The sequence below is a fragment of the Amycolatopsis sp. M39 genome (genome assembly GCF_001651785.1).
GTDB classification, from domain to species: domain Bacteria; phylum Actinomycetota; class Actinomycetes; order Mycobacteriales; family Pseudonocardiaceae; genus Amycolatopsis; species Amycolatopsis rubida.
Genome location: NZ_LWSF01000004.1, coordinates 626,933 through 643,631 on the forward strand (window position 1 = coordinate 626,933; position 16,699 = coordinate 643,631).

The following is a 16,699-nucleotide window of genomic DNA, read 5'->3' on the forward strand; positions in this document are numbered from 1 at the left end:
CCCTGCTTCTTCAACGGTTAAGTCGCCTGAGGTGCTCCCTTCGTTGCCCCGGCGTGAGGGACGCCACGTTGACTGTCCACAATGGATAGACTAAAGCTCACACTCTCCTGACATACTCATCCCATGCACCTCGTGACGATCTCCGACATCGAAACCGCGGCCGGACGGCTGAAGGGCACCGCGGTGCACACCCCGTTGCTGCGCCAGCTCTGGGTTCCCGGCGAATTCTGGGTGAAACCCGAGAGCCTGCAACCGATCGGCGCGTTCAAGATCCGCGGCGCGTACAACGCGATCGCCGCACTCACCGACGCCGAACGGGAACGCGGCGTGGTCGCGTATTCGAGCGGCAACCACGCGCAAGCGGTCGCTTACGCCGCGCGCGACTTCGGGATCACCGCGGTGATCGTGGTGCCGGACGTCACTCCGCGGCTGAAAGTCGAAGCCACCCTCCGCTGGGGCGCGGAAGTCCGCGAAGTGCCGATCGCGGAACGGGAATCGGCGGCGCTCGCCCTCGCCGAGGAACGCGGCCTCACGCTGATCCCGCCGTTCGACCACCCGGACATCATCGCCGGGCAGGGCACCGTCGGACTGGAGATCGCCCAGGACCTCCCCGACGTCGAGACCGTGCTGGTCCCGGTCAGCGGCGGCGGGTTCGCCTCCGGGGTCGGCGTCGCGATCAAGGCGAGGTGCCCGAACGCGAAGGTCTACGGCGTCGAACCGGAACTGGCCGCCGACACCGCCGCCAGCCTCGCCGCGGGCGAAATCGTGGACTGGCCCATCACCGACCGCGCCCGCACCATCGCCGACGGCCTGCGCGCGCAACCGTCCGAGCTCACGTTCGCACACCTGCGGCAGGTCCTGGACGGCGTGATCACCGTGACCGAGGACGAAATCCGCGACACCGTCCGCGCGCTCGCCCGGCAGGGCCGCCTGGTGACGGAACCCAGCGGGGCCACCGCACCGGCCGCCTACCTGCACCACGCCGACGAACTCCCCGGCGGACGCACCGTCGCGGTCGTTTCCGGCGGCAACATCGATCCGGCGACGCTGGCCGAACTGCTCGCCTGACCGAGCGCCCCGATGCCCAGGTCAAGCACCGCCGCGCGGAACGCCTCCGCGGACGGCGGCGACGGGCAAGGCGGAGCACCCAATGCGGCGTTCGGTGCGTCCCACGCACCCAATGAGGTTTTCCCGGTGGCGCGGTGAGCGGCGGTTTCGCGGCAGCAGTGCTGGTCGGGGCCGCTGCGGCGTACCGCGACGAGACGCGCCGGGCGGCTTTTCTCCCGCTGAGGTCCCCGGAGCCGCGGTGCGCGAAGCTGCCGCTGCCCCTGGTCGAGCTGGCGCGAACGTCTGCGAGACCACGCGACCCGGCCGGACGCCGCGCATCGCCACAGCTACCGAAAAACCCGAATGCGACATTCGGTGCATCCCACGCACCCAAAGCGACGCTGGGGCGCTTGAGGCCGGTCACCAGTTAACGGTCTGCCCCTGCCGGTCGGTGTAGTGCAGCCCGCCCTTGCCCGTCCAAGCCTCGATCGTGTCGGCGACTCCGGGGATGCTCTCGTCGATGGTCAGCCGCGCACCGGGCCCGCCCAGGTCCGTCTTCACCCAGCCTGGCGCCATGAGCAGGAGGGTGCGCGGGTCGGCGGCGTGCCGTGCGGCAAAGCTGCGCATGAGCTGGTTCAGCGCGGATTTGCTCGCCCGGTAGACCTCGAAGCCGCCGTTCGTGTTGTCGGTGACGCTGCCCTGGCCGGACGACATCACACCGATGGTGCCCGTCGCCGGGACCAGGTCTTGCAGGGTTTCGACGACACGCATCGGACTCAGCGCGTTAGTCACCATGACCTGGGCGAAGTCTTCGGTGGACACGTCGGCGAAGGTCGCCGAGGGGTCGGTCGTGTAGTTGGTTCCGGCGTTGACGAACAGCAGGTCGAACGCCGACCCGGCCAGCCGCTCGCGCAGCGCCGCGACCTGCTCGGGCACCGCGATGTCGACGGTCTCCACCACCAGGCCGCGCCCGGTCAGCTCGTGCAGCGCCGACGGCGTGCGCTCGGTCGCGGTGACCTGCCAGCCCCGGCTGAGGAACTCGGCGGCGAGTGCGTAGCCCAGCCCTCGCGACGCCCCGATGATCAACGCGCTCTTGCCTGCGGTCATGACTGCTCCCTTAGCTATCAATTGATAGCTAAGCTACGTCGCCGAGGAGATACCTGTCAAACGATAGGCATTGGGCTACGCTGGCCGGGTGAAAGACGAACGGCTCTTCGAGCTGGCCGACCTGATCCTCGCGGTGGCCCGGCACATCAATGCCGCCAAGGAAGCCAACGCCGAGTCGGGAACGCCGCTGGAAGGCGCGGTGATGCGGTTCGTCGACCGGCACCCCGGAACGACGGTCAACGCCGCGGCCGAGGCCACCCAGATGATCTCCAGCAACGTCAGCCGAGCCGTCCGGGGCCTGGAGCACAAGGGCCTGCTGCGCCGCGAAGCCGATCCCGACGACGCCCGCCGAGTGCGGCTCTACCCCACCGAAAAGGCGGCGGAAAACCTGCAACGGCTGCGCGCCACCTGGTCCAGCCTGCTCGACGGAACCTCACCGGCAGAGACCAGCGCCTTGATCGCCGCCCTGCGAAGCATCGAGACCCGGCTAGTCGCCCGATCCCGCGACGGCACCCCGTAGGCGAGCCAGCACCGCGTCCAACCCCTGCCGCACCGTCTCCGGCATCCCCTCAGCCCGCAGATGAGTCAGCAACTGCTCGTTGATCCCGCCCGGAGTCAGGTGCCGGGAGGTCAGCTCCGCCAGCGGCCCGCCCTCGGCCAGCGACTTCCCGACCTGCGCGAACACGTGCGTCACGTACGCCGAAGCCACCTCGGCCTCAACCCCCTGCGCGACCATCCACCCGACGATGGTCGCCAGATAGTCCAGGTGCGCGGCGAACGTCGACGTGGCCGCGCTGAACGCTTCCAAGCTCGGCTCGTCGCGAGGGACCACCACCCGGCCGACGCGCTCGAACAGCTCCCGCGCGACGGCGTCCTCCGGGTACATCGCGGTCAGGCTCTGCCGCCGCGCCGCCTGCGGCAACGGAATCGACCGCACCACCCGCGAAGCCGGCGCGACCCACTCCCGCAGCTGGTCCACTCGCACCCCGGCCACCGCGCTGAGCACCACGTGCTCCGGCCGGAACGTCAGCTCGTCCACCACTTCGCGCAGCACCGGCGGGCGCACCGCCAGCACCACGGTGCCCGCCTGATCCAGCACTTCCTGGTTGCTCGAACACACCCGCACGTCCGGATACCGCGCGGCCAGTCCCGCGCTGATCTCCCGCGAGCGCGGCGACAACACCACCGGCAGACTCCCGTCGAGCCCGGTCACGATGGCAGCGGTCAGCTCCCCGGCACCGACAAACCCCAGCACACTTCCCCCACCGAAAGATCAGCGATGCCCACCCGGATGGACGTGCGTGGGCGGCCCTTCCACCCCGCAATGCAAACAGTCCCCGGGATGCGGCGAATCGTCCGCTTCCCCGCCGCCGAGCACCCCGTTGTGAATTCCCAACGCGATCAGCCCGCCGACAATCGCCAGCACCGCGCAGATCACCAACGCCGTCTGCCACCCGGCCGTCAGCGCGGTCGGATCGCGATAAGCCGAACCAGTCAAACCCGCCACGGCGGGCAGCACCGCCACCGCCAGAAGTCCACCCGATCGGGCGATCGCGTTGTTGACCCCGGACGCGACCCCGGCGTACCGGTCCGGCGCGGCGGCCAGCACCGTCGCGGTCACCGGAGCGACCACAGTGGCCAGTCCCAGCCCGAACACCACCACCGCGGGCAGCACCGACCCGAGGTACGACGACCCCGGCCCGACCCGCGTCAGCAGCAGCATCCCGACGCCGACCACGATCGGTCCGACCACCAGCTGCGGCCGCGGCCCGATCCGCTGCGCGAGCGCCCCGGACCGGCCGGACAACAACAGCATGAGCACCGTGATCGGCAGTCCGGCCAGCCCGGCCAGCGTCGGCGAATAACCCAGCGACACCTGAAGCTGCAGAACCAGCAACATCATCACGCCGCCGAGCGCCGCGTACACCACGAAGGTCAGCGCGTTCGAGAGCGTGAATGTCCGGTCGCGGAACAGCGAAGGCGGCACCAGCGGTTCGGCAGCCCGGTGCTGGAGCCAAAGAAACAAGCCGAGCCCGGCGACACCGACCGCCAACGCGACCAGCACGACCGGATCGCCGATCCCGCGCACCGGAGCCTCGACCAGCGCACCGGTCACCCCGGCCAGGCCGAGCGCGCCGACCGCGGCGGCGACGTAGTCCGGATGCCCGGTCGCCGCGGTATCGCGCGACTCGGGCACGAACCGCCGCGCCATCAGCACGACGATCACCGCGAGCGGCAGATTGATCAGGAACGCCAGCCGCCACGACCACGCCTGCACCAGCAGCCCGCCGAGCAGCGGCCCGACCGCCGCGGCGATCCCGCCGAGCCCGGACCACGAGCCGATCGCCCTTGCCCGGTCCTCGTGCGAGAACGACGACTGCAAGATCGCCAGCGAACCCGGCGTCAGCAACGCCCCGCCGATTCCCTGCAGCACGCGGAACAGCACGAGCAGTTCGGTCGACGTCGCCGCCGCGCACAGCCCGGACGCGAGCCCGAACCACACGACGCCGATCAGGTACACCCGCCGCCTGCCGTAGCGGTCGCCGAGCGACCCGGCGACCAGGATCAGCGCCGCCAGCGCCAGCAGGTAGCCGTCGAGAATCCACTGCAGACCGGCGACCGACGCGCCCAGCTCCTCGCCGATCCGGGGCAGCGCGACGTTCACGATCGTGCCGTCGAGCATCGCCATCCCCGAACCGAGGATGGTTGTCCAGAGCACGCCGCGAGCAGCGGGCGTGCCCCAGCGGATGCCGGTGTCCCCCGCGGTGGTCACGCGGTCAGGGCAGCAGCGTGGTGACGAACTTGTACCGGTCGCCGCGGTAGACCGCGCGGGCGAACTCGACCGGCTTGCCGTCGGTGGCGAACGAATGCCGGGTCAGCATCATCACCGGCATGCCGACGTCGGCACCGAGGATCTCCGCTTCCTGCGGACCGGCCAGCGACGTCTCGATCGTCTCCTCCGCGCGCTCCAGCTCGACGCCGTAATGCTCGCGCAGCACCGCGTACAGCGAACCGCCCGCGGTGATGTGCTTGCGCAGCCCGCGGAAGCGGCCCAGCGGCAGGTGCGTGGTCTCGAGCGCCATCGGCTGGCCGTCGGCGAGCCGGAGCCGGCGCAGCCGGAGGATCTTCGCGCCGTTACGCAGCTGCAGCAGCTTGGTCATCTCGCCCTCGACCGGAAGCTCTTCGAGTTCCAGCAACTGGGACGACGGCTTCAGGCCCTGCTTGCGCATGTCCTCGGTATAGGAGGACAGCTGCAACCGCTGTGCGAGCTTCGGCTCGGCGGCGAAGGTGCCCTTGCCCTGGACGCGGTGCAGCCTGCCCTCGGCAGTGAGATCCGCCAGCGCCTGGCGCACGGTGGTGCGCGAAACGGTGAATTCTCCCGCCAGCGCCCGCTCGGTCGGGATCGGCGATCCCGGCGGCAGTGCGTCAAGCAGGTCCAGCAGATGCTGCTTCAGCGCCCAGTACTTGGGTTCGCGCTGCCCTCGCGCAGCAGTCCCCGCCTCGCTCGCGGGGGGTGTCTCCAGCATGCCCGGCTCCCTCAGTCTTCCCACATTAAACGCGCCACTGCCCCGTGAGGAAACGTACCCTTCTCCCGACCCGCTCCGCCCGGCTAGCATTGGTCTAGACCTGACCGGACGCCGCTCAGCACACCGGGACACCCGTCCCGGCGGAGAGGAAAGTGATGACCCAACTACGTCCCGGCGAGCACATGGCCGCGGAAATCTCGGCGCAGCCCAGCGTTCTCGCCGGACTGGTCGAGCGGCGGTCCGGCATCGCAGCAGTCGCGGAAAAGATCTCACAGAACCCGCCGCGGTTCGCCCTGCTCGCCGCTCGCGGTTCGAGCGACCACGGCGCGCTGTACGCGAAATACCTGATCGAGGTACTCCTCGGCCTGCCCGCCGGGCTCGTGTCGCCGTCCACCGCGACGCTCTACGGTGCCCGTCCGGACCTGCGCGACGTGCTCTTCATCACCGTCAGCCAGAGCGGCGGATCGCCCGACTTGATCGAGGCCACCGAGGCCGCCCGCCGTCAAGGCGCGCTGACCGTGTCGGTCACCAACACCCCGGAGTCGCCGCTGCGCGCGGCTTCGGAGCTGGGCGTGGACATCGGCGCCGGGGTCGAGAAGGCGGTCGCGGCGACCAAGACGTACTCGGCCACGCTGATGGCGCTGTACCTCTTCATCGACGCGATCCGCGGCGGCAAGGGAGAGGACGCCGCGAAGATCGGCGAACTGGCCCAGCAGACGCTCGACGGTTCCGTCGAAGGCGTGCAGCGTGCGGTGGACCGTTATCGCTTTGTCGACCGCGTACTCACCACCGGCCGCGGCTACTCCTACGCCAGCGCGCTCGAAGCGTCGCTGAAGCTGGCCGAGACGAGCTACCTCGCGGCCCGCGCGTACAGCGGCGCGGACCTGCTGCACGGCCCGGTCGCGGCGGTCGACGGCGAGACCGCCGTGCTCGCTGCCACCAGCCTCGGCCGCGGCGGCGAAGCCATGCGCGAGGTCCTCGAAGCGGTCGGCGAGCGCGGCGCGGACGTGCTCGCGGTCGGCTCGGCGGCGAACGACGTGCCCGCCGCGCTGCGCATCCCGGTCGCCCCGACTGTCGAGGAATTGGCTCCGGTGCTGGAAATCCTGCCGATCCAGCGGATCGCGCTCGGGCTGTCGCTCGCGCGCGGCGGCAACCCGGACAACCCGCGCGGGCTGCTGAAGGTGACCAAGACCCGGTGAGCCTCGTCGTAGGCGTGGACGCCGGCGGCACGTCGACGCGAGCGATCGCGGTCGACGCCGCCGGCGTCGTGCACGGCACCGGAGCCGCGGAAGGCGCGAACCCGAACTCGCATCCGCCCGCGTTGGCGGCGGCCCGGATCGCCGGGGCCATCGAGTCCGCAGTGGACGGACACACCGACGTGCTCGGCGTCGTGGTCGGCATGGCGGGCGAGAGCAAGCTTTCCGACCCGGCGGTCGCCGCGGAGTTCACCGCGGCGTGGGAGCGGATCGGTCTCGGCGGCCTGGTCCGGGTAACCGGCGACGCCGAAGTGGCCTACGCGTCCGCGACGGCCGAACCGGACGGCACCGTGCTCGTCGCGGGCACCGGCTCGATCGCCGGGCGCATCCGCGGCCGCCGGATGGTCGCGACCGCGGGCGGGCACGGCTGGCTGCTCGGCGACGAGGGCTCGGGCTTCTGGCTCGGCCGCGAAGCCGTACGCGCCACGCTCGCCGCGCTCGAAGGCGACGGCCCGCTCGACGGACTGGCCGAGGCGGTCCTCGGCGAAGCGTTCGGACCGTCCGCAGTGGACCTGTCCGATCGCTTCAAGGTCAGGTGGGCGCTGGTGACTCATGCCAACGCGGAACCCCCGGTCCGGCTGGCCCGGTACGCGCCGTTGGTGAGTGCCGCCGCTGCGGCCGGAGAGCCCGGCGCGGAGGAGATCGTCGCGCGGGGTGCCCGGCATCTCGTGCGCGTGGCTCACGCCACGCGCGAACCGGGAGAAAAAACTCCGATCGTGCTCGTGGGCAGCGTACTGGCCGAAACCGGCCCGGTCGGGGCTCGCGTGCGCGCCGAATTCGCCGGTCTTAACGTTCTGACCAGCTCCGATGGGGTGCTCGGCGCGGCATGGCTCGCGGCGGTGGAAGCGTGGGGCGAGGACACCCCGCGACCATCCCGACGGGTGAATGCCACCAAAACTTGAGCGGAAGAGTCGAAACCGTCGACTCAACCCCTCCGGTCCGGGTACCGTAGGAACCGGCCCCCGGACCCTCCCCCCTCGCCGGGGGCCGCCTTAACTTCCGGGTCCGGTTTCGGACCCGCCCGCACCCGGGTCTTTCGCCAGGCGAAGGCCCGGGTGTTCTGCTGGAAGGCTCCGGTAGAGGACCCAGCCGCTCACCGCCACGGTCGCGGCCACCAGCGGCCAGGAGAGCACCGTGCGCGCCACTCCGAGTGCCACTACCTGTCCGGTCCACCACAACAGGCCGTAAACGACCACTCGCAGCAAGTACTGCAGCACCCACACGCCGCTCGCCCACGAATACGCGCGCAGCAGAGCCGGGTCGCGCCGCCAACGGGTCTTCTGCCCCAGGAGCAGTCCCACGATCACGCCGAGCAGCGGCCAGCGGACCGCGATGCTCGCCGCGAACAGCAGCGCGCTCGCCGCGTTCGAGAATAACTGCAGCAGGAAGAAGTCCTCGGCGCGGCCGGTGTGCATCGCGATCAGCGCGGCGATCACCACCGCGGCGAGGCTCACCACCACCGCGCGCGCCTTGTCGCCGCGAACCAGCCGGTACGCGCCGAGCAGCACGGCGACGCCGATCGCGACCCCCGCTCCCCAGGCGATCGACTGGCCGGAAACGAGCCAGCCGACGACGAACGCGGCGGGCGGGATGCTGGCGTCGATCGCGCCGCGCCGCCCGCCGAGGATCTGCGTGAGCGACTCCCGTGCCGGCCCTTTCGCAGTCTCGTCTGTCACATCTTCCAGCCTGCCGCAAGTCGCGGCGGAGCCCCAGGTCGGGAGACCTACCCCACATGGCGCCCGGTACGCGCGCTGTCGCGAGGTTCGTCCCGGTGAAATTGCCGTAATAGGGAGGCGGAAACCCCCGACAAAGTAAGAGACTGTGACATCCCGCTGAACCCGTCGTGTCCGGCGGGAAGGATATGGGGACGTCCGAATGTTAGTTGGGGTGTACAACTAGATCCGGGACTTCACGGGGAACAGGCGCGCACCAGCGGGAAAGGGGAACCCAGCGTGTACGGGATCAACAGCTACGTAGCCATCGGGGACAGCTTCACCGAGGGCCTCAACGACCATCGGGGCGACGGGACGTTCCGGGGCTGGGCCGACCGGCTCGCCGAGATGCTGGCGGGCGACGAGCCCGGCTTCCAGTACGCGAACCTGTCGCTGCGCGGCAAGATGCTCGACGAGATCATGGACGAGCAGCTCCCGCTCGCTCTGGAACTGAAGCCCGACCTGGTCACGCTGTGCGCAGGCGGCAACGACGTGATCGTGCCGGGGGCGGACGTCGACGCCATCGCGGAGCGCTTCGAGGCAGGGGTGGCGAAGCTGCGCGCGGCCGGGATCCCGGTGGTGATCTTCAACGGGCCGGACACCAAGACGCTGTCGGTGATGAGCGTGTTGCGCGGCAAGGTCGCGATCTACAACACCCATCTGTGGGCGATCGCGGCCCGGCACGGCGCGAAGATGGTCGACCTGTGGACGATGGAGCCGCTGCACGACCGGCGCGCCTGGAGCGACGACCGGCTGCACTTCACGCCGGACGCGCACCGCCGGATCGCGCTGCTCACCGCCGAGGTGCTCGGCGTCCCGGTCACCAAGGACTGGCGCGAGCCGTACCCGGCGAGCACCGAGCCCGCCACCTGGATCACGTCGCGGCGGTCGGACCTCGCGTGGACCAAGGTGCACCTGCTGCCGTGGATCCGCCGTCAGCTGCGCGGCGAGTCCATGGGCGACGGGCTGTCGCCGAAGCGCCCCGAACTGGCTCCGCTCGTTCCGCTCGTGCCGGACGACCCGGCGAGCATCAGCATCGACGTGCGGGGCAACGCGACCGCCTGAACGCTGGTGAGCGGCGATCCCGGTGAGAACCGGGATCGGCACGCACGAGGGTCCACCCGAACGGCGGCCGACACCAGGTCGCCATCCGGACGGCCCCGGCATAGGGTCCTGTTATGTCCGGTGCACGAGGGTGGCTTCGCTTGATCCCCGTGGCAGTGGTGGTCACGGCCCTGCTCGCGGGCCTCGTGACTTGGCTGCAGGGCAGCGGAATCCAAGACGACCTCGCCGCGCGATCACGCTCCGCGCTCGACGCGGCGGGCCTGTCCGGCGGCGAGGTGAAGTTCTCCGGACGGCAGGCGACCCTCGAAGGGTTCCCGGCCGAGGAAGCCGGCCGCGCGCTGGGCATCGTGCAGGGGGTCGACGGGGTCGAGTCCGCACAAGCCTCCGGCGGCGCCGGGCCGGCGCCGTCCGCGCCGTCGCCCGAACCGTCGACGACTCCGCCATCCAGTCCGCCGCCTTCGAGCCCGCCGCCGAGTTCGTCCGCGCCGCCGACCGACCGCGACGGAATCCAGGCCGAGCTGGACCGCAAGCTCGCGGCCGCGCCGATCACCTTCGAACCGGACACCGCGAAGCTCACCGACCAGGGCGAGCAGGCCGCGCGCGATCTCGCACCGCTGCTGCGCGACGCCCCGGACAACTTCCGCTACCGCCTTGTCGGCCGGGTCGCCGACGGTCCGGGCGGGCGCAGCGCGGCGCTGAAGCTTTCCCGCAACCGGGCGCTGACTGTGATCCGGTTGCTGATCCGCGAGGACGTGCCGCCCGACCGCTTGCTCGCGGTGGCCAGCGCGAGCGGCGCGGGCAACGGGGGCGACAGCGACCGGCGGGTCGAGATCACAGTGGAACAGAGGTGATGGCGGATGCTCTGGCTCTTCGGGCAGATCTGGCTGTGGCTGCTCGTCTCGTTCCTGCTCGGGGCGGCAGTCATGTGGCTGTTCACACGGGCCGCCCGGCCGAAGGCCGAAGCCGAGCCGTACCGGCCCGCGGCGGCGCCGGCGGAGGAACCGGCCGAGGAGACCCGGCACATCCCGCAGGCGAACCCGTACGAGGACTACGAGGACTACGAGGAACCGGCGTACCCGCACTACGAGGACCAGCCGGAGCGCGTCTACAACGACTACCCGGACGTCGACCCGGACGAGCCGTACCACGGGCAGCACGCGACGCACGATTCCGCCGGGCATCCGCTGCCCGATCCCGAGCCGCGGCTGTCGGGCGAACTGAGCTGGCCCGAGGACGACCAGCGGAGTCCGCACTGGCCGCACGGCGACGAACCCGCGCCCCGGCGACCTGGACGCAGTGGCTGACACCCACCTGGTAGATTCGGCTACACACGGTAAGCGGGCGCCGAGGGCCCCGGACGACGTCAGGAGGTCCGATGGCGCTTCCGCACTGGACGCCACAGAACCTGCTGCCGCCGGGCCGCCACCACGCCGACCTCGCCGACGTCTACGAGCGGCTGGTCTACGACGCGCCGCACCAGAACGAGCGCGAGATCCTCTTCAGCGCGCTCAACAGCTACCTCGGGGTCGCCCAGCGGGTGATCACGTCCGGGCGGGCCTGGCTCGGCGGCGCGTTCGTCACCCGCACGGCGCATCCTCCGCGCGGGCTCGACGTGGTGCTGCTGCCGGACGAATGGGGCGCGCTGAAGCGGCTTGACGACAGCGGCCGCACCGCGCTGTACGGCCTGCTGACCCTGCGCGGCATCATCGTCGGCCAGCCCGCGATGTACCTCGACCAGATCCAGCCGGTCGGCGGCATGCTCGACGGCTTCCTGTGCCGTCCCGGCGACGAGGACGTGTGGGAAGCGGTGTGGGCCGACGGCGGCAGAGGCATTCCGGAGATGGTGTGGTGAGGAACGAGTTCCGGCGGATCGCCGACGAGATCCCCGGCGGCACGTGGCTGGACGACCTCGCGCGTGCCTCGGCGATGGCGGCGAACGCGAAGTTCGAGCGCACCTGCCGCGCGCCCCTGCTGCACGTGTCGGTGATCGGCGAAACGCACATCGACGCGTACACCTTTTCCGACATCAGCCGCGCGCTGCAGGACGCGACGGCGAAAATCGGGCACATCATCCGCAATCCGTCGAACGAGGTCACCTTCGTCCAGCAGGCGGACCGGGACAAGGCCCCGCTGATCCAAAAGGGACAGGCGGGCAACGCGATCTTCTTCGGTTTCCCGGAACCGGCGGTCGACGACGCGCTGATCCACGACGGCATCGAAACGCTGTCCGAGCGAGCGGTGAAGGAACTCTGCGATTTCCTGCCCGCCAACGGTTCCGACGACGGTGCCCTCGACGCGGTGCTGCTGCAGCGCGACACGGTGCGCAACGCGGTCAGCGACGTCGTCAACGCGGTCAGCAAGCACGCTGGCATCGGGATGGCGCTCACGCCCACCGCGGGCGAGCAGGTGACCCGGAGCATGACCACCGAACAGGCGCGGGTGCTGCAGGGCAGCCTGCGCGAGTCCCGCGAAGCGGTCGGCTACGAGACGGTGACCGGGCGCCTCGACGGCGTGCGCACCCGGCGGCGGATTTTCTACCTGGAGCGGGAATCGGGCGGAACCATTCAGGGTGCGGTCGCCCCGGATCTGCTCGACCAGATCAAGGAAAACCTCGATCGCCCGGTGACCGCGCGGTTGCGCGTGGTGCGCACGACGACCATCGACGGACGGCGCGGCAGGCCGGTGCACGAACTTCTCGAAATCACTCCGGAAGTCAGTCTTTTCGATCAGTGAATGGCGCGCGGAGTGCCACGTCGCCAGACCCGACCGCCGGGTAAGCGCGCGGTCGCTCTTCGGAATCATTCTGCCTTTTTCGGGCAGTAAACGGTGCCGCTTCGCGCAATCCGGCGGGAAATGACCCCGACCGCCTGGACGCGGTAAATGGATGACATTGTCAGTAGATAACGATTATTCCAACTTCGCGGGCATCTGCGTTAGCGTCTTCGCCAACACAGGCGGAAGAGGCACGCATGACGACCGAGCAGCCGTATCCGGCCGCACCCGCACGACACAGCAGGACCACTACTCGTCCTGGTCCGCACCGTCCGCCCCGGCAGGAGCCGCCCCGGAGACAGGCCAACTGGCCCGGCGGGCTCGCGGTCACGCTCGGACTGGCCGCGGCCGGCGTCGCCTTCCTCCCGGATTGGGGCTTCCTCGCCTGGCCGCTCGCCGGCATCGGCCTCGCCGGGGGAATTGCGGGAATCGTACTTTCCTCCCGGGGAACAATGCGCGGACTGGGCGTCGCACTCACCGGAACCACGCTTTCCGCACTGGCCGCCGTGCTCTGCGGCGCGATGCTGCTGTACCCGTCGATGTTCGGCACCGCACGGGCGGGCGAACTGCACATCCCGCCGCAGCCGGGCGAGAAGCATTCGGTCGACTTCGTGGTGACCTCGGCGAACGGCGCGACGGTCCGCTTCGGCACGCTGAACGACCAGCGCACCGCGACCACCCCGCCGAGCACCGNAGCACCGACGACTGGCACGGACACGCCTCCTACGACGGCGGCAGGCCGGTCCTTTCGCTCACCGCGGACACCGCCAACGCGGGCGTGACCAACCAGATCAGCTGCCAGATCCTCGTCGACGGCAAGAAGGTCGCCGAAAGCAGCGGCAGTTCGATCGCGCTCTGCACTTCGAATGTCGAATAGAGCCTGGCGGCCGGCCGGCCTACCCCCATCTCGGCCGGCCAACCGCCACCGAACCGCTCCAGGCGGCTCTTCCAGGTCCGCGCGGTACTTGCCGCGGTCCCGTCGCCGGCTTCACAGCCTGCCCCTCCCCTAGGGCTCCGCCAGCGTCGCGGCCGACCCTACGCGCGCTGACCGCCCGATGGCTAAGAATCCGCTAAGCGGACGCGATTATTACCACGTCGACCTGCGAAAACACAGCTGAACGTTGTACAAGAGCCGGGCCGGGCGACTGTCCGCTCACTCCGGGCCGACGGGTTCTTGCCCGCTCGGCGTCCGTTCCGGGGGTTGCCGCCGCCACGCCAACGCAGGGCGAAATATCCGATTGATGCTCGGGTGAGCTTGTCTTCAGGTCCGGAGGCGAGAACGGGCCGCCGACCGCTACCGATCCCCCACCTCGGCCGCTTCCTTCCGCAAGTCCTCGACCTGCCGAGGGTTCATCCGCTCATACAGCGCCACCGCCCGCCGGTACTGCTCCCGCGCTGGCTCCATCCGTTCCTGGCCGCGCAGGATCCGCGCCAAGGTCACCCGCAAGATGCCCTCCTGCAGGTCGAACTGCCGCGCAACAGCCAGCGTCACGGCCTCCCTCGCGTACCGTTCGGCGGCTTCCAGGTCGCCGATACCCAAATGCAGTTCCGCGAGGTTGTTCAGCGAAACCACGGCGTAGCTGTCATCGCCGAGTTCGCGGTCTATCTCCAGCGACGCCAGCTGATGCGTGATCGCCTCGGCCGGACGACCCGCGCGCTTCTCCGTCTCCGCGCAGTTGTTGAGCGCTTGGCCGCGCAGTTCGAGATCACCGGTGCGTTCGGTCTCCGCGACCGCTTCCAGCAGCCGTTCGATCGCCTCCGAATAGCGGCCGAGCAGGGTCAGCACGCTGCCGAGGTGGATTTTCGCGACGATGAGCGAGCGACCGTCGAGCTGGGCGGCCAGTCCGAGCGCGCGTTCGGCGTCGGCGATGCTGGCCTGGGAAAGCTCGAAGGTGAGCGCGATGGCGCAGCGGGAGATCAGCATCCAGCACTGCCCAAGCGGTTCGTCCGCGGCTTCGGCGGCGGCGAGGCCCAGCTCGACCAGCCGGATCCATTCCTCGTACAGCGGGCAGACGACCCGGTAGGTGTGCGCGACGCGGGCGAGCCGCCAGACATCGGCGTAGCGGCCGTCGGCGTGGGCGGCGTCGAGTACGGCCAGCAGGTTCGGCCATTCGGCGGCGAACCAGTCCTGGGCTTGGGCGAAGGTTCCCAGCGGCGGCAGCGCGTCCGGCGGCACGAGGCCGGCGAGGTCGAGCGGGTCGACGATGCGCAGCATCTTCCGCCGCGCGGTGTCCGAGGCGGCTTGGTGGTAGCGGACCGCCCGGTCGAGCACCGCCGCGCGTTCGGCTGGGTCCAGTTCGGTTTCCGCCAGCTCCCGCAGGTACAGCCGGACCAGGTCGTGCGGGGCGAAAGCGTCGCGCGAAGTCTCGGCGATCAGGTTGTGCGCGGCCAGCGTGCGGAGTTCGCGGCGGGCCTGCTCCACCGGGATCTCCGCGATGGCCGCCGTCAGGTGCGGACCGGTGTGCCGGGCGGGCACCGCGCCCAGCCGCAGCAGCGTCCGGGCCAGTCCGTCCGGCAGGCCGCGGAACGAGACGTCGAATGCGGCCCGGACGCCGTCGTCGGCTCCGGTGACGTCCAGTCCGGCCAGGCGGGTACGTTCGTTTCCCAGCTCCCCGACGAGATCCATGAGTGTCCATTGTGGACTCGCGGCGAGCCGGGCCCCGGCGATCCGCAGTGCGAGCGGCAGGTAGCCGCACAGCCGGGCCAGCGCGTGGTTGAGGTCGAAGTCCGCGGGCCCGGCCAGTTCCTCGATCACGCTCACCGCGGCTGCCGGCGCGAGCGTGCCGAGCACGCGCAGCTTCGCCGCGTGCGACACCGCCAGCGCCTCCAGCCGCGACCGGCTGGTCACCACCGTCATCGACCGTGCGCCCGGAGGCAGCAGCGGACGCACCTGTTCGGCCGAACGCGCGTCGTCGAGCAGCACCAGCATCCGCCGCCCGGCGATCAGCGAGCGGTACAGCGCGACGCGTTCGTGCACCTGCTCCGGCACCTCGTCCGCGGGCACGCCCAGCCCGAGCAGGAACTGCGACAGCAGATCGCCCGGCTCCAGCGGCGGCTGATGCGGATCGAACCCTTGCAGCGCCGCGTACAGCACCCCGTCCGGGAACAGCCGGGCCGCGCGGTGCGCCCACCAGATGACCAGCGCGCTCTTGCCGACCCCGGCGGTGCCCGACACGATCACCGTGCTGTCGCCGCGTTCCGCGAGCCCGTCGAGCCATTCCACCTCCGCCTCGCGCCCGGCCAGCGTCGGCAGCGCAGGCGGCAGCTGAGACGGCGCGACGGCCTGCTCCGGAACCGCGCTCTCGTGCGCGGCGAGGTCGTCGTTGAGCACCCGCTCGTGCAGCGAGCGCAGATCCGCGCCGGGTTCGACGCCGAGCGAGCCGAGCGTGGCCCGCGAGACGGTGCGATACAGCTTGAGCGCTTCCCCGCGCCGCCCGGCGTGGTAGAGCGCGCGCATCAGCTGTCCGGCGATGCGTTCGGCGAGCGGGTCGGCGCGGACGATCGGGCTCAGTTCCACGATCAGCTCGTCGTACCGGCCGAGGTCGAGATCCGCGTTGACCCGGGCGTAGCGGATCGCGCGCCGCAACTCGTCCAATTCGGGCGCCCGTACCGAATCGGGCACACCGGACAGGGTCGGTCCCTGCCACAGCGCGAGAGCTTCGGCGAGCAGCTTCGAGGCGCTCTCCGGCGATTCCAGCGCGGCCTGGTCCAGCAACGCCCGTGCCCGATGCGCGTCGATCCGGTCCGGCGCGAGGGAAAGCTGGTAACCCGGCGGACGGGTGCTGATCTCGGCGACCGGATCGGCCATCTCCCGCAGCAGCCTGCGCAGCTGCGACACGTTGCCTTGCACGATGGTGCGGGCGGTGGCGGGCGGATCGTGGCCCCACAGCGCGTCGATGATCTCTTCGAGCGGCACCACCTTGCCCACGCGCAGCGCGAGCAGCGCCAGCAGTCCCCGCACCCCGGGACCGCCGACGGGAACCGCGCGGCTGCCGTCGAGCAGCCGCACCGGGCCGAGCAGTTCGACCCGTGCGCCGCCATCGGCCATGCTCGCGCGCACCTCCCAGGCTCACCCCCAGCCAGACAGGTCAACTTACCGTCAGCGGCAGCCCGCAGAAACCGCTCTTTCGTGAATTTCTCCCCTGAACAGACGAGTCCGGCCCCGCACCATCAGTCCCGATCTGATGGTGCGGGGCCGGACTCAATGATCGTC

Annotated in this window: 15 protein-coding genes; 9 read left to right on the plus strand and 6 right to left on the minus strand. The window is 70.5% G+C overall.

What is annotated here, in order from left to right:
* Window positions 1–123 precede the first annotated feature (123 nt).
* Window positions 124–1,068 carry a threonine/serine dehydratase gene (locus A4R44_RS13510; protein WP_067579757.1) on the plus strand — a complete coding sequence of 315 codons (945 nt, stop codon included), beginning with the start codon at window positions 124–126 and terminating at the stop codon, window positions 1,066–1,068.
* Between the two features lie 399 nt (window positions 1,069–1,467).
* Here A4R44_RS13510 and A4R44_RS13515 read toward each other — a convergent pair whose 3' ends face one another.
* Window positions 1,468–2,154 (minus strand): SDR family NAD(P)-dependent oxidoreductase, encoded by a 687-nt coding sequence (locus A4R44_RS13515; RefSeq protein WP_067579759.1) that lies wholly within the window; start codon window positions 2,152–2,154, stop codon window positions 1,468–1,470.
* A gap of 88 nt (window positions 2,155–2,242) precedes the next feature.
* On the opposite strand from A4R44_RS13515, the gene A4R44_RS13520 reads away from it, so the two are divergent.
* The gene (locus A4R44_RS13520) at window positions 2,243–2,674 is read left to right on the plus strand and encodes a MarR family winged helix-turn-helix transcriptional regulator (RefSeq protein WP_067580196.1); all 432 of its coding nucleotides are present in this window, start codon (window positions 2,243–2,245) and stop codon (window positions 2,672–2,674) included.
* Here A4R44_RS13520 and A4R44_RS13525 read toward each other — a convergent pair.
* From A4R44_RS13525 to A4R44_RS13535, 3 genes are read right to left on the minus strand one after another with little or no spacing between them, the layout of a single operon-like run.
* Window positions 2,642–3,409, minus strand: coding sequence for an NAD(P)-binding domain-containing protein (locus tag A4R44_RS13525; protein ID WP_067579761.1), 768 nt, complete (start codon window positions 3,407–3,409; stop codon window positions 2,642–2,644). The genes A4R44_RS13520 and A4R44_RS13525 overlap by 33 nt on opposite strands.
* Before the next feature lie 18 nt (window positions 3,410–3,427).
* Window positions 3,428–4,927 (minus strand): MFS transporter, encoded by a 1,500-nt coding sequence (locus tag A4R44_RS13530; RefSeq protein ID WP_067579763.1) that lies wholly within the window; start codon window positions 4,925–4,927, stop codon window positions 3,428–3,430.
* A gap of 4 nt (window positions 4,928–4,931) precedes the next feature.
* Window positions 4,932–5,681, minus strand: coding sequence for a GntR family transcriptional regulator (locus A4R44_RS13535; RefSeq protein ID WP_009084055.1), 750 nt, complete (start codon window positions 5,679–5,681; stop codon window positions 4,932–4,934).
* A gap of 155 nt (window positions 5,682–5,836) precedes the next feature.
* Between A4R44_RS13535 and A4R44_RS13540 the strand changes: the two genes are divergently transcribed.
* Window positions 5,837–6,880 carry an SIS domain-containing protein gene (locus A4R44_RS13540; RefSeq protein WP_067579765.1) on the plus strand — a complete coding sequence of 348 codons (1,044 nt, stop codon included), beginning with the start codon at window positions 5,837–5,839 and terminating at the stop codon, window positions 6,878–6,880.
* Window positions 6,877–7,839 (plus strand): N-acetylglucosamine kinase, encoded by a 963-nt coding sequence (locus A4R44_RS13545; protein ID WP_067579767.1) that lies wholly within the window; start codon window positions 6,877–6,879, stop codon window positions 7,837–7,839. Before A4R44_RS13540 ends, A4R44_RS13545 begins: the two co-directional genes overlap by 4 nt.
* 90 nt (window positions 7,840–7,929) lie before the next feature.
* Here A4R44_RS13545 and A4R44_RS13550 read toward each other — a convergent pair whose 3' ends face one another.
* The gene (locus tag A4R44_RS13550) at window positions 7,930–8,613 is read right to left on the minus strand and encodes a DUF3159 domain-containing protein (RefSeq protein WP_067579769.1); all 684 of its coding nucleotides are present in this window, start codon (window positions 8,611–8,613) and stop codon (window positions 7,930–7,932) included.
* Between the two features lie 276 nt (window positions 8,614–8,889).
* On the opposite strand from A4R44_RS13550, the gene A4R44_RS13555 reads away from it, so the two are divergent.
* The 5 genes from A4R44_RS13555 (at window position 8,890) to A4R44_RS13575 (ending at window position 12,447) form a co-directional block, all read left to right on the plus strand.
* Entirely contained in the window at window positions 8,890–9,714 is an 825-nt protein-coding gene (locus A4R44_RS13555; RefSeq protein ID WP_067579771.1) for an SGNH/GDSL hydrolase family protein, read from the plus strand.
* 149 nt (window positions 9,715–9,863) lie between these two features.
* Window positions 9,864–10,565 (plus strand): OmpA family protein, encoded by a 702-nt coding sequence (locus tag A4R44_RS13560; protein ID WP_232791602.1) that lies wholly within the window; start codon window positions 9,864–9,866, stop codon window positions 10,563–10,565.
* A 6-nt stretch (window positions 10,566–10,571) separates the two neighbouring features.
* Complete coding sequence (locus A4R44_RS13565; protein ID WP_067579774.1) at window positions 10,572–11,018, plus strand: LapA family protein; 447 nt, start codon at window positions 10,572–10,574, stop codon at window positions 11,016–11,018.
* A 71-nt stretch (window positions 11,019–11,089) separates the two neighbouring features.
* Window positions 11,090–11,566, plus strand: coding sequence for a hypothetical protein (locus A4R44_RS13570; protein ID WP_037807980.1), 477 nt, complete (start codon window positions 11,090–11,092; stop codon window positions 11,564–11,566).
* A complete protein-coding gene (locus A4R44_RS13575) occupies window positions 11,563–12,447 on the plus strand; it encodes a hypothetical protein (protein WP_067580198.1) in 885 nt (294 codons plus the stop codon). The genes A4R44_RS13570 and A4R44_RS13575 overlap by 4 nt, the downstream gene beginning before the upstream one ends.
* A 1,333-nt stretch (window positions 12,448–13,780) precedes the next feature.
* Here the strand turns inward: A4R44_RS13575 and A4R44_RS13585 are convergent.
* The gene (locus tag A4R44_RS13585; protein ID WP_067579776.1) at window positions 13,781–16,534 is read right to left on the minus strand and encodes a BTAD domain-containing putative transcriptional regulator; all 2,754 of its coding nucleotides are present in this window, start codon (window positions 16,532–16,534) and stop codon (window positions 13,781–13,783) included.
* Between the last annotated feature and the right edge of the window lie 165 nt (window positions 16,535–16,699).